Here is a 12870-nt window from a genome sequence, read left to right on the forward strand (position 1 = left end):
GCCTGACTTAGTGCTGAAAACACGAAAGCCGCCTTCACCGGGCGGCTTTTCCGTATTAGCCAAGCATTGACGAAAGTCTCAACCACTTCGCTCTGCTGCCGATGGGGCATGACAGTAAATGCCCCATGGAGAGCCAGTTTTTTAGGACTGCCTCCGCGTACCCCGCATTTGAGTTCGAGCTTGATATTACAGCAAGTTCTTTTCCAGCCTGCGTCAACGAGATGTGACCTCTGCTAAGCCTATTAGGGTTGCTGTCTGTCGGAGAGAATTCAAGGTTCAGCGGCGTCCCGTAGTAGTGTATTGGTATAGATTCACTTGGTGTGGTGATGACGTAGTCGATTCCCGTGTTGAATTTTATAAGACCGATTGAATCCATGTTTAGTAGTTGGGAGAATGTAACACCGATAGCCGAATAAGGATTGTTGTCCATCGAATGCCAATAAACGATGTCGAGCATGGTGCCGAACATCCATGCGCCTGTGCACAGCTTAGAGAATTGTTCAGCTTCTCCCTTCGATATAGTGGAAACTATGTCTACCGTTCTCTTTGCGAATGACGCCGGGTTATTGGCTTCACCTGCCAAAATTCGAGACCAAAGCTGCTGCATGTCTGAATCGGTTACAATTCGCGCTTTTGCGAAAAAGTGGGCGATCCAATCATCATCTAATTCGTCTGTTTTTGCGGTTTCCTTAAGGTGCGGGATTGCACCGGCAGTGATCGACTCGATGTTCCCTTGTTGAATGCCTTCTTCGCGGACCATGCGCACAAGCGCCCGCTGTTGGATGTCCGTAATTTCGATCTGCGCTAGAGCCTTGATTTTCTCCGCCTCAGCTTCCGCATTTGCCACGCGTTTTATTTGCCAAGGCTTGGCTATGCCGCCAACGGCGTCGGATATCTTCTCGATAAGGACTGTGGCGGGTTTTGAAAGCTCGCCGAGATTTATGAGACTGCCATCTGCCATAGTGAATATACCTTGAGGCGTTGCACCGGCATTGTATGGACGGCTTGGTTGAGCAGCAAGTGTCGCGCTTTCTAATCCCCAAGCAAAGGTTGCATTAGTTTTCCGACTTCCTCTCGAAACCAAACCCCAATTCGCCATAGGTTTTGCCGATATCCGACCGGTCATGGTGCGCGTTGAGGTATTTCGACTTGCGGAACGACCGTTCGTTGATTTCGCGGTCGGGTTCGGCGCACAGACGGCGCAAATTGGCTTGGGTTATGAGACCCCCAGACGCTTCGGCAGCGGCGGCACCGGTCGGAAAACGTCCCCACGGCGTGATGAACGTGCCAATGCACCGGACATCGCCTTCCAATACCTTCGTGCCGAGCCGAATTTCACGGTGCTTCTGCCGTCGCTCTTCGGATATCGGTTGACCGAACGACGGGTTTGCCCGAATTCCCGCGCTCATCTTGCGCCGTGTCTCTTCAGACATGCGGGTGCCGAAGCGAGGGTGTGATTTGCCCTTGCGTCCCTTCAGCGGTGCCTTGGCGTCCAGTGAGATGTTGTAGGCGGGGATGGTGTCGAGGTAGCGTTGCTCGACATCGCGGATATCGGCGTTTTCGACGGTTTCAAGGATGTCGAATGAGAAGGCATCCTTGCCGTACTGGTCGAACGCTGCCTGAAGCTTCCGATTGACGTGCTGTCCGCGCTTAAGATTGGAAAAGTGATGCGATTTGCGTGCACTGAGGTTCTTGGTAGAGCCGATGTAGCGTTCACCGGTATGCGAATTCGTGATGGCGTAAATGACGGGTAGGGCGTTCAATGTGGGCTATTTGCCTCCTTTCGGTAAGGGACGAGAATCTTGAAAAAAATAGCGGTGCTGGTCGGACTGACGCTCTTTGGTCCCGCGCTGGTTTTCAAGGGCACTCAATGGGCACTGAATGGCGAGATTCCACGCGCAGGCGGTGGAGTTTTCATCCAAGCAGAAAACCCCGTCAGTTTCGCTCTAGTGATGCTGGTATGGTTCGCGGTGACGATACCGATGGCTTTGGCAGGCATCGGCGTGGCAATGGGGTATGCACTGTCCAGAATGGACCCCAACGACCAAAGACACTACAGAGCACGTAAGCTTCTAATCTCCGCAAACAATTGCATTTGGTCGTTCTTGAAATGGCTGAACAGCATCACCGATTTCAGGCGTGGAAAGTAAGCGCCGGATCAGAAGTCTGTAAAAAATAAAAAATCGTGCGACCCACGTAATAGAGAAATTTGCGCAGCGTTTCGGGGGCAAGCGCCTGTGTGCACCAGCCAATTTTCGGCGATTTTTCGGGAGATTTTCGGCGGGTCGGCAGTGATAGCCGTGGTCCCGCGATGATGGCGCAATTGTAGGCGAAATCGGTAGGCGAGTCAATGGCTATGTGATTGATTGGACTCGATTAATTTCCCTTCGGCGACTATGCCCGTGCGAGTACGCGCTTAACTGTTGTCGAGGTCCATTTGCCGCCGCGTGGTGACGGCTTGTCGGCTGCATTCAGAGCGTCGGCTATAGCCTGAAGCGTCTCGCCACTGTCCCTAAGCTTCTGCACCAATGGCAGCACGGTAGATGCGAACTTGTCTGCCTTCGCTTTGCTCGCCTTGTTGCGTGCGTTCGTCTTATCCCTGAGACCGCCAAGCTTGACGCCACGACCCTTTGCCGATTGTAGGGCTGCTTTCGTACGGGCGCTGATAAACTCGCGTTCTTGCTCTGCCAAAGCAGCATAGATGTGCAATTGGAAGGGCGTACCGTACGGCATAGAGGCAACCCGCAGCGTTACCTTCTTATCCTCCATAAGAGCAGCGATGAAGCTGACCTTGCGGGACAGGCGATCCAGCTTCGATATGAGCAGTTCAGCGCCGGTCTTACGCACGAGCTTCAGCGCGGCTTCCAATTCAGGGCGTTCGTCGTCGGCACCGGAAAGGATGTCTTGAAATCGACCGATCACTTCGAACGGCTGGTCGCTGAACTGGTTAAGGTAGATGTCGATATCGCGTTCCTGTGCTGCCAGACCGAGACCGGATTTGCCTTGTTCCTGAGTTGAGACGCGGGTGTAAATGACGTACTTCTTCAATGGCTTATTCTCCTTTGCTGTCGTGGTATATATCAACCACAACACCTTCAGTCAAATAACCACGTTCGTTGTGCTTGATATAAGCGACATTGCCGTGACTCTACCGTGACAGGCGCATGTAATGTTATTACATTGCTGAATTAGGTAGTGTGCTAACGATCTAGCGGGATTTCTAGCTACGACCAGAGGCGAGGGCGGGAAACGTCATCAATATCAGATGTCCGGTATATTGGACGCTCTACTGCTTCATCCGCTCGACTTCTTCGACCATGACGATAGTCGCTTGCGCAAGCTTATGCAGAGGATTTGCGCGGCAATAGTTGTCGAGCCAAAGTGTCATTGCGTCGATGTCGGCACCATCCATCACGTCAACACTTATGTCGTCGCTTACCTCGTCTGAACGAATGGCGTTCATGCCGGTAACGAAGCCTGCCACCCAATGTTTTGCCATTTCATGAGACACGCGGTTCTCTATGTACTCACCACATGAGATGGTTCCGTAACCCCGGTTTTTGAATGGCGCGCCGAACGACGGCGATGCTACCGACACGATGACCGCCATGACGATTGCCGCCGTTATCCGTTTGACCATATCGTTTTTTCCCGACCCCGCGTTTACGCATTCCCCTGCGACTGGTATAATCGACCACGTTCTGATTGACGAGCTATCCGCCGTCTCGATTGTTTTCAGCCAGTAGCTATGATGAACATGAGCGCTTCGCGCATCGCGCCTTGCGGCGCTCATCTAACAGGTCTTTGGATGGCTGATCAATTTCAGGCGGACATGTGATTATTGATCCCTTCGGGATACAGGAGGAAAAAGAATATGCCTTCGGCTATTCAATGGAATCCATTGTCTTCTGGTTTTCAAATCTAAAGTGTCACGTTTTGCTAAGAAAGGAATAGTCTTATAGAAATTCGTGACACATTAGATTCAAGAATCCATCAAGGTCTATCTCTTTCTTCCTCCTGTAGACCGAAGGTCTAACCAATCACAGATGCGCCTAAACCACATTTCCACATCCCTGTTCCACGACGCGACGAAGGAGCGGCGACGGGCGTAGCCCGTTCATAGCGTATCCATAAGATTTTGATTGACATTTTCAGTTCTTATCTGTATAATTCATCCCAACAGATCAGCCGATAGCGCTCATCTGTAAATCTCCAAGACACTATATACTTCATCTGGAACGAAACCACTCGGAAAGCGGCTTCTATTCAGAGGTCATTTTCGTCGGTTTGGTTCCGCACTACCTGTACTGCTCATCAAGAAAAGAGTCTGAAGGGTCATAGCGCGTTCCGAGTGGTCGCTATGACCCTTTTCTTATTTGAGCAACACGAACACCAACAGGTAGAAAGGATGCAAATTCAGCACGTAGACAGTCACACCGGTTCAGGCAAAAGCTTTGCGCTCCGGTTTGTGATCAATCCCAATTCCAAAGCCATTATCGGTACGCCGCGCACTCAGGTCAGCAACGAGATTGCTAAAGAGCTTCGCGAGCTTGGCATTCCCGTCAAGGTGATCAGCGGCAGGACCCATGCGAACTGCACCAAAGCGTTCCGCGCAGCGGTTAAGGAAGGCAAATGGGCAGCGATCATTGCGCACCATTCAATCGTGATGCGCAAGCACCCGGGCGCAACAGAAGACGAGCCGTGCATCACCGCCGACTATGATCTGTACATTGATGAAGCGCCCAAGGTCGATGAGACCATTACCCTTGCTGAAGATTTCGACCATCTTCGCGACACGTTCGCATCGATCCTTGATGCAAAGATCGGCGTTGATGTCGAGTTTGTCGAGCTTGGATACACGACGGCTGTTGCCGACATTCTCGCCAAGCATAAGGACCGGAGTGAAGCGGCTGTCACGAGCTATAGCCCGGACTATATTCGCTTCTGCTATGCCCGCAAAGACGCCGATTACACGGTAGCTGTCAAAGCCGATGAACTACGCCGATACAAGAACCGTGAGGATGAAGGCGATGAGGCGGGCAACCTGCATTTCCATCTGGTCAAGCAACCGTCGATGCTGTCTGGCTACAAGTCCGTGACCATCATGTCAGCGAAGTTTTTCACGACGGAAGTCTACGGCGCATGGCGTAACAAGGTCGATTTCGTCTCTCACCCGGTGATGTCTGAGAAGCTGCGCTATTCGGACTTCTCGCACAAGAAAGACGAAGCGGGTAGCGGCTTGGTCTACATTCATTATTTTTCTGAGGAAGATATGTCGTGGTATGCCATGCAACAGATTGGCTACCAGCACTTCCTTGATAAGGCGGCTGATGCCTTTGAGGCGCGTTTCGGTAACGTCGAGCACATCTTTTGCCGCAAGAAGAACAAGGCGAAGCGCGGCGAAGAGCCGTTCATCTGGCGATTGGATAGCGAGCACAACCCGGCTGCGAATGGCATCCGTCTGGACCCAAGCGCGCAGGGTGAAAACGGCTATCAGCATATCAACATCGCACTTCATCTCGTGCCGATGAATCCGCCAACAGGCACGTTCAAGTTTAAGAAAAAATACTTCGGCATGGAAAGCGAGGATGTGAAGGCGGCGATTGCCTACAACTCGCAGTATCAGTTCGTTTCACGTACCGGCATCCGCAACTTCGATAGCCGGGATGAACTGCATTTCTTCGTACTCGACAAGGCTGGTGCCGATGAACTTGCCAAGTCGTTCGGTCCCGCTTGTGCTGGCGAACCGCAATTTTTTGATATCGGCATTCCGGAGCTTCGCGACGAAAAGCAGGAAGCGAAGACGGCAAAAGAACGGAAGGCACATCAACGAAAGAGAGAGAAAATGGAACAGAACGACCACGAAAACACGATTCAGTACGACGACTTCCTGTTTCGCCAGTGGGCAAACAAGGCTGATGTAGTGCCAACTCAGGTGCCGCTCCGGTGGTCTGAAGTGGTCGCGTATCTCACGCACAGTGTCACTAACAACACCCTCAAGTCGAAATCCAATTCGGCAGAATTTAGGGAAGGCTTCTTCAAAGACCTTCAGGTTCATACCCTGAAGGGAAACATCATGTCGGCAAAACTGATGCTGATGGATGTCGACAAGGCAACGCGCGATCCTGCCGAACTGGTTGCGTTTTTCAAGCGAAACGGCATTTCCGTGCTGCTCATTCATAGCTTCAGTAGCACGCCGCTTGATCCGCGTTTCCATCTCATCATTCCGATGTCGGAAGCCGTGAACCAAGAGAACTACGCCCGCATTTTCAACCTGCTTAAGGCTGACATTGAAGCTGCATTTGGTGATGCCTTTGAGGTCGAGGAAAAGTACTTTTCATTTAACCAGCGGATGTCCATTCCGTACGCTTCCAATTTCAAGGCTGATCTGATCATCGACGGCACGGTGTGGAAGGACGTGATGACCTACACGCATTCGTTTCTTGACGTGCGGTTCTTTCTGAGCGAGCGCAATCAGATTACCAGTTTCAAGCGCACGACGCCTGTCGAGACCGCCAACACCAGTAAGGCAACTGACAAGAGCAGGGATACGCTTGCTCGCGACATCATCGACCATTGGGCAGTAACGCCCGGGCAGGGGCTTGGGCGGAAGCACTTCTATAATGCGGGGGTGGACCTGAAGAAGGCGGGCTTCACGTATGCAGAATGCTTGATGATCCTCGCACAGAACCGGCAGTTCTTCGGTCATGGGCAGGATCGAGACGCCAAGGCGGTTGCCGATCACGTCTATTCAAACTCGTGGCAAAAGGCGGCGTGATAGCTCGAAAGGCGTAGTGCGGTGCGGGAGTTCGCGAAATGGACCCAAATCGTTCCGGTTTGCGCGTTTTAGTTTAGTAGTGCGTAATGTACGCAATCTCGCCTGTCTTCAAAATGGGACACACTGGTGTCATTCTATCGCCATGAGCAGCGAGCTTGAGTTAGCCGTGATGTTTCTACTGGTCGGTGCGATCTGGTTCACCGCCGTGGTCGTCGGCTGGTGGTTGATCAGCCGCTATTAGACAGTTGGACGGACCCCGTCATTTCTGAGCGTGTTGTTGAAGCTGCTTCTTCCGCCATACTTCTTCAAGCTCGCTGATCAATTTGTCCTGACAACCGATCAGGAAGCTATGTCCAACGTGGAAGACTTCGACCACACGGCTCAGCGCTTTCACCTTGAAGGTCAGTATGCCGGTGACGAGGAGGATCACAATAAATGCGCCTCCTGCCTCCTTTGCACCGCCGTTCTTCGCGATCCAAAGAGCGGCATAAGCAGCCGGAAACACATAGAGCGCAACACCGAACAGCCCCCAAGCTATGGCAAGCAACAAAAGGGATACGCGGATGTAGGCGTTCAGCAGTGCGAAAAAGAATTTGTCCACTCTGTTCGCCCTCTTCTCAGGGGACTTGTCTGGCGACGTAGTGAGGGTTGTCACCGCAGCTAATCACGCCGTTTTCCTCACTCCACTTCAGATGACCCGTCTGAGTTGATGGGTCTATGCTGTCTATAGCTTCTTCGCTCGTGAGATCGGTACAGGCTAACATCCTGATTACGTAGCACATCTGATTCCGAGTAAAATCGCGCCCTTTTAGCTCGCGCTCCCATTTCTTCTCAGTGCCATCGTACTTCGTCACGATCCAAACGGCGCTTCTCGTGGTTGCCATGTTTTTCTCCTCGACCCGTACGGGAATCCATATCCTGTAATCGGGCGCATCGCCATATCAGTTCAGGTACATGTACGCGCCGATGGCGAACGGCGACATGATCAGGAGCGCCAACCCGGCTACGACAAATACGCCAAGGGCACCTTCGCCTGTGACTTCGAACAGGTCGCGAAATTTGAAATGGATTTTGCCGGGGTTTTTCATAGCAGCGGTCCTTTCACCAAAAGAAAATTGGTGGTGGTGCTGCTTGCTGCTTCGCAGAGTGACGTTGTTCGCGCGTTCGCGCAACCACGATTTTTACGCAAAATTAAGGGCGAGGCGTTGACTCGATCTACCGCGCCTGCATGCGGAAGACCCATGTATTCCCGCCCTTCGAACCGCAAGCCATACAGCGCAGCGCAGGTCGCAAATCCGCGACGTAACGGTTCTTGCCGAGCCGGGACGCAATTTCCCACCTATCGACGCCAGCGGTGCGCTCACACGACGAACAGTGCCCACCGAGTTCGATAGCTTGTAGAAGATCGCCAAGCGTCGGTTTTGCGCCGTTCAGGTACGATTCAAGGTCTAGCCATTTCGGATCGCGGTACGCCATGTTCTCATTATGTTCTGCTTGTGGATCGAGTCAACGACCATGAACACATTGGGGTCGTTCGCATTGCTGTCTTGTAGCAACGCAAGCCCGTGCTAATGTTTTTCGGTCGCAAGGCTTCTCCAACCCCTGAAGAGGTCTCGGGATATCTGCCCCAGAAGAGCCGGGGCGATTGTCAGCGTGGTTGCCCCGGCTTCTTGCTTGCCTTGATGCATCGCTTTCGATAGCTCCACGCCACCACCATGGAGCTTCTATCGCTTGGCACACACCAATTCTGAAGACGATGATCTGAGTTCCATGGAAGCGGTGTTCGATGACATTGCAGGACAGCCATGGTTTGATCCTGAAGCGCGGTATGCGTTCTCAGTGTATTTTTTCGAGGCATTCCCGGGCGCGTCTTTCAACGCTGCTCTACACCGCGAACTGGTTGAGAGTGTCGCACGCACGAAGTATGCGAAGAAGCTTGAACCGCACCGACGATCAGATAACATCTGAGTCGAAAGCTCCCATAAGGACAGCCAGCCTGAACCCGGTCCGATTGAGCCGGGTTCTTTTTTGCCCTGTGCTTGACGCGGGGCGAGGGCATCCTATCTTCGCTTTTGGAAGCCCCCTCTGTTGGCAACCGGGTGTAAATGGGGCGCGATTTCTGAAGAGGTCGCGCCCCTTTTTCTTGCTGCACCTTGGACAAATCTGGGTTGTTCTCTCATGGAGTGCATTTTAGTATTGCTCTAATTTAAGCGTGTGCTAATCATTGCGCAGGACTACCCAATGGTCCTTCGACGAAATGTGCCTCACTAATGTGAGAAAGCCGGAACAGTGGAGCGCGAACACTGTTCCGGCTTTTTCGTTTCGTTGAGATAGACGCTGTTATAAGTGTCGCCGACCCTCACAACGGTGCATCCCATACACAATTGCGAAAACGCCTAGAATCGGCTGAATCGTCCTTGCAAGAATGCTGGTTTCTCAGGCGTTTCGAGGGTATTTCAAGCGTGATTTTCGTGAATTCGTCGTTTCCTGCATCTGAGCAAAGAAAACCCCGACTGCCTGTGCGGTAGCCGGGTCTTCGTCTTGGTGGGCATATGCGTCCCTTACTTAAGCGGCTCTTGCCCATCCGAAATCAGCGCGTGATTGACCGCCCTTTGGTATGCGGCGTATTCGCGTTCCATTTTCCGTAACTCACTGCCGTTGCCGATGCGATAGCCGATGTAGAGCGCAACCGCGACCAGAGCGGCGACACCCAAGCTGATGGTGATGGTCATTCTGATTTCCTTTCCTGTTTAGTCGAGCAAACACAGGTCCGCTCTAAGTTCGTTACGTATCTTCGCGTGCACAGTCGCCGCTTCGATGCGTCCCATCTTCTTCAGGCGCTTAATGAACTTGTCATACCATTCGAAGAATTCAGCGCGCCGTTTGTCGTCGTTGATTAGTTTTTCGTGTGAAAAATATCCTTGCAATTTGCATATCCCATTTTAGGGATATGACCGTTTCCATATCAAATATTGGCTTTCGCCTTCACATTAAGTCATATCGTGTTGTAGTTCAGTTTGGTTGATATTCTCGGTTTCTATATTCGGTTCTAGTGCTTTCTTCATTGCCTCCAATTTTGATTCAAGTGTGTAACCTTTTCCATAGTGGGTGGACTGCCCAAGGTTCTTTGTGGTGTGACCCATGATTGCATTCTTGAGCGTGTCTTGGCATTTTGAGTTGAACATCAAGTACGAAAAACGATGTCGATAGCCAGCGGATGTTTTGCCGGGTGCCGCGCGCTTGATGACCTTGTTCATCGCATAGCTGGCTGAATCGTTGCCGCCGTCTCGCCGATATCTCGTAAAGCCACGCGGGTTCCTGCGCATCGCTGCTTCAGCATCAGGCAAAAGCGGGATGTCGCGGTGTCTTGCCCCGCCAGATTTGACTTGTTTACGGTGCTCGTTATCCGCAATCCTGATGTACGGTATGGGCACGTCGAGATGGATATCGTTCTCGCTCATCAGTGTGAGTTCTTGGACAGACGTGCCGGTCTGTTCCATCACAATGCACATATCAACAAGTTGCTTGTCTAGCCGTGATGCAGCCAGTTCCTTGCGCACCGGAAGAAGGTCTTCTTCTTCGAACTGGTCTCGGGGCTTGCACTTTGCGGCGTTCTTGATGTTGGTGCCGGTGAACGGGTTCTGGTGGTCAGGGTGGTCAGCCGGTAGCACGATCTTGAAAATCTGCTTGAGACCCTGAACTTTCTTGCTGGCGGTGTTCGGCTCCATCTCACCTTTCGCAACGCACATTTCGAGCGCGGCGGCGTAGTCGTAAGCGTGCTTCGGCTTGAGCTTTAGAACATCGGCAGGCGCATCCGGCAAGGTCGTGCGGAAGTTCTTTATATACGCCTTGAAAGGGTTGGCTTTCTTGTAATAGGTACGGCGTGGGAGATGCACGAATTCGTGCTTTTTAAGCTCCATAAACCGCTCAAGTAGCGCCTCCCAAGACAGTGCTGGTGTGTCGATATCGCCCGCGATCACGCGAAGTTCGGTGTCGTTCATTCCCGGGACGTTTTTGAATGCGGTTATGATGGCGTCTAGATGAGCGATTTTTTCGCTGACCGAAGGCGTTTGACGGATTGATCCGACAGACTGAAATGCGCGCCCTGTCAGGGTGAGGGCGATGTCGTCGGCACGCCTCCTGTCCATGTTGTCAGCATCGTCATGGGCTTCGGCGAACTTCGCTGTCCATTCAACGTATTTCGCCGCGCCCAAGACAAAGGCTTCGTTATCAGAACTTGTATTGAGCGCTTCCCAGATGTGAGTGCGAAATCCCGTTCCAGCTTCGTTGGGATATCGGTGACGCGCCGCCTTCGGTATTCTGATCCGGAACCCGTATTTTTTTCCTCGCAGGACTACGTATGGCGGCATTTTCATCGTTTTGTTCGCTCTTGACAAAGCGCAAGGATGCCACACAGGTCTTCGACTTCCGAAGACGGGCGGTCTTTCCTGCGCGAGGATTTTTGGGATTGGCTTGGCGTAGATTAACCAAGACTTACTGTCAACAACTATTTTCTGTTGATGCGATGATATTTCCGAAACTTGTTTTCATTTCAAGTTTTGCTTGGTGTCAGCAGAAGTGGAATGGCGAATTCCTGAAAATCGCCTAACGTTACATGCCGTGTGCAGCAACGTGTAAGCGTTTTGTGCAGCAAAAACTGGTTAAGTTGTTGATTTTGCTTAAAATTATCCGCGCCTGTTGTAGGCGCCGGAGCCGCAGAAGAGCTGGTAGACCTCGACCTGAACGTCGGGGCCATTGGGGTCGTAGTCGGGCTTGTAGGAGAAGCTGTAGACTGAATGGCCATATCCTTTTCCATCGGGCTCGGCCATCGGCACTTCCGGCATGCCGTTCATGTCGCAGTCCGTGCCGAAGGCGGCCTTGGCGACGGCCTCGGCTGCGGCAATGCCTTCGGGACGCTCGGCGGCCATCGTGACGGCGGGCAGGGTGGCGCAAAGCAATGCAGCGAGAAGAAACTTCACCCGAACCCTCGCTTTTGGCGGGTCAGCCGCCGGTGACGCTCATATGCCGGGCGACGGCCGGGCGGTTGCGGCGGTCGATGATGAAATCGTGGCCCTTCGGCTTGCGGCCGATCGCCTCGTCGATCGCCTGCGAGAGCAAGGCATCGTCCTCGGCGGCACGAAGCGGCAGGCGGAGGTCCGCCGCGTCGTTCTGGCCAAGGCACATATAGAGCGTGCCGGTGCAGGTAAGGCGGACGCGGTTACAGCTTTCGCAGAAATTATGTGTCATCGGCGTGATGAGGCCGAGGCGGCCGCCGGTCTCTTCGACCGTGACGTACCGAGCCGGGCCGCCGGTGCGGTAGGCGTTTTCGGTGAGGGTGAATTCTTCCGCGAGGCGGTCGCGCATTTCCGACAGCGGCATGTAGCGGTCGGTGCGGTCTTCCTCGATCTCACCCATCGGCATGGTTTCGATAAGGGTGAGGTCCATGCCGCGGCCATGCGCCCAGCGCATCAGGTCCGGAATTTCGCCGTCGTTGAAGTCCTTGAGGGCGACCGCGTTGATCTTGATCTTCAGGCCGGCCGCCTGCGCGGCGTCGATGCCTTCGATCACCTTGGAAAGCTCGCCCCAGCGGGTGATCGACTTGAATTTTTGCGGGTCGAGCGTGTCAAGCGAGACATTGATGCGGCGCACGCCGCAATCGGCAAGTTCGGCTGCATGTTTAGCGAGCTGGGAGCCGTTCGTCGTCAGCGTCAGCTCATCGAGCCGGCCGTCATGCACATGGCGGCCGAGTTCGCGCACCAGATACATGATGTTCTTGCGCACCAGCGGCTCGCCGCCGGTCAGCCTCAGCTTGCGCACGCCCTTGGCGATGAAGGTGGAACAGAGCCGGTTGAGCTCCTCCAGCGTCAGAAGATCCTTCTTCGGCAGGAATGTCATGTTTTCCGCCATGCAATAGGTGCAGCGGAAATCGCAGCGGTCCGTGACCGACACGCGCAGATAGGTGACCGCCCGCCCGAAGGGATCGATCATCGGTGCGTCGGATTGCGCGATGGCGTTCGCGCCGTTCCAGGGGCCAGCATACGAGTTCAAACCACGTCCTCCTCATCAACATGTCGTGCGCGTGGGGCGCAACG

Annotated in this window: 14 protein-coding genes; 3 read left to right on the plus strand and 11 right to left on the minus strand. The window is 53.3% G+C overall.

From position 1 onward, the window contains the following. Positions 1–55: 55 nt before the first annotated feature. Positions 56–1099, minus strand: a complete 1044-nt coding sequence (locus tag ACT6VE_RS04010) for a DUF2806 domain-containing protein (protein WP_444797308.1) — start codon at positions 1097–1099, stop codon at positions 56–58. After that, positions 1056–1763: a GIY-YIG nuclease family protein gene (locus ACT6VE_RS04015; protein WP_444797309.1), complete on the minus strand. Its 708-nt coding sequence runs from the start codon at positions 1761–1763 to the stop codon at positions 1056–1058. Before ACT6VE_RS04015 ends, ACT6VE_RS04010 begins: the two co-directional genes overlap by 44 nt. Before the next feature lie 39 nt (positions 1764–1802). On the opposite strand from ACT6VE_RS04015, the gene ACT6VE_RS04020 reads away from it, so the two are divergent. Then, positions 1803–2150, plus strand: coding sequence for a hypothetical protein (locus ACT6VE_RS04020; RefSeq protein WP_444797310.1), 348 nt, complete (start codon positions 1803–1805; stop codon positions 2148–2150). Between the two features lie 244 nt (positions 2151–2394). Here the strand turns inward: ACT6VE_RS04020 and ACT6VE_RS04025 are convergent, their stop codons facing one another. Further along, positions 2395–3048, minus strand: a complete 654-nt coding sequence (locus ACT6VE_RS04025; protein ID WP_444797311.1) for a recombinase family protein — start codon at positions 3046–3048, stop codon at positions 2395–2397. Between the two features lie 238 nt (positions 3049–3286). Then, positions 3287–3640: a hypothetical protein gene (locus ACT6VE_RS04030; RefSeq protein ID WP_444797312.1), complete on the minus strand. Its 354-nt coding sequence runs from the start codon at positions 3638–3640 to the stop codon at positions 3287–3289. A 720-nt stretch (positions 3641–4360) separates the two neighbouring features. Between ACT6VE_RS04030 and ACT6VE_RS04035 the strand changes: the two genes are divergently transcribed. Continuing rightward, positions 4361–6778 (plus strand): hypothetical protein, encoded by a 2418-nt coding sequence (locus ACT6VE_RS04035; RefSeq protein WP_444797313.1) that lies wholly within the window; start codon positions 4361–4363, stop codon positions 6776–6778. Positions 6779–7037: 259 nt separating this feature from the next. On the opposite strand, the gene ACT6VE_RS04040 is transcribed toward ACT6VE_RS04035, so the two are convergent. The 3 genes from ACT6VE_RS04040 to ACT6VE_RS04050 are packed head-to-tail and all read right to left on the minus strand — an operon-like array spanning position 7038 to position 7866. After that, the gene (locus ACT6VE_RS04040; RefSeq protein ID WP_444797314.1) at positions 7038–7379 is read right to left on the minus strand and encodes a hypothetical protein; all 342 of its coding nucleotides are present in this window, start codon (positions 7377–7379) and stop codon (positions 7038–7040) included. A 16-nt stretch (positions 7380–7395) separates the two neighbouring features. Further along, positions 7396–7662, minus strand: coding sequence for a hypothetical protein (locus ACT6VE_RS04045; RefSeq protein ID WP_444797315.1), 267 nt, complete (start codon positions 7660–7662; stop codon positions 7396–7398). Between the two features lie 57 nt (positions 7663–7719). Beyond that, complete coding sequence (locus tag ACT6VE_RS04050; RefSeq protein WP_444797316.1) at positions 7720–7866, minus strand: hypothetical protein; 147 nt, start codon at positions 7864–7866, stop codon at positions 7720–7722. Between the two features lie 643 nt (positions 7867–8509). Between ACT6VE_RS04050 and ACT6VE_RS04055 the strand changes: the two genes are divergently transcribed. Further along, positions 8510–8746 (plus strand): hypothetical protein, encoded by a 237-nt coding sequence (locus ACT6VE_RS04055; protein WP_444797317.1) that lies wholly within the window; start codon positions 8510–8512, stop codon positions 8744–8746. A 593-nt stretch (positions 8747–9339) separates the two neighbouring features. Here the strand turns inward: ACT6VE_RS04055 and ACT6VE_RS04060 are convergent. From ACT6VE_RS04060 to moaA, 4 genes are all read right to left on the minus strand, one after another. Then, complete coding sequence (locus ACT6VE_RS04060) at positions 9340–9510, minus strand: hypothetical protein (RefSeq protein ID WP_444797318.1); 171 nt, start codon at positions 9508–9510, stop codon at positions 9340–9342. A gap of 258 nt (positions 9511–9768) precedes the next feature. Then, complete coding sequence (locus ACT6VE_RS04065; RefSeq protein ID WP_444797319.1) at positions 9769–11154, minus strand: DUF6538 domain-containing protein; 1386 nt, start codon at positions 11152–11154, stop codon at positions 9769–9771. Between the two features lie 309 nt (positions 11155–11463). Then, positions 11464–11757 carry a hypothetical protein gene (locus tag ACT6VE_RS04070; RefSeq protein WP_444797320.1) on the minus strand — a complete coding sequence of 98 codons (294 nt, stop codon included), beginning with the start codon at positions 11755–11757 and terminating at the stop codon, positions 11464–11466. A gap of 22 nt (positions 11758–11779) precedes the next feature. Next, positions 11780–12766 carry a GTP 3',8-cyclase MoaA gene (moaA, locus tag ACT6VE_RS04075; RefSeq protein ID WP_444797454.1) on the minus strand — a complete coding sequence of 329 codons (987 nt, stop codon included), beginning with the start codon at positions 12764–12766 and terminating at the stop codon, positions 11780–11782. Positions 12767–12870 lie beyond the last annotated feature (104 nt).

Source organism: Shinella sp., from assembly GCF_052438155.1.
GTDB lineage: Bacteria > Pseudomonadota > Alphaproteobacteria > Rhizobiales > Rhizobiaceae > Shinella.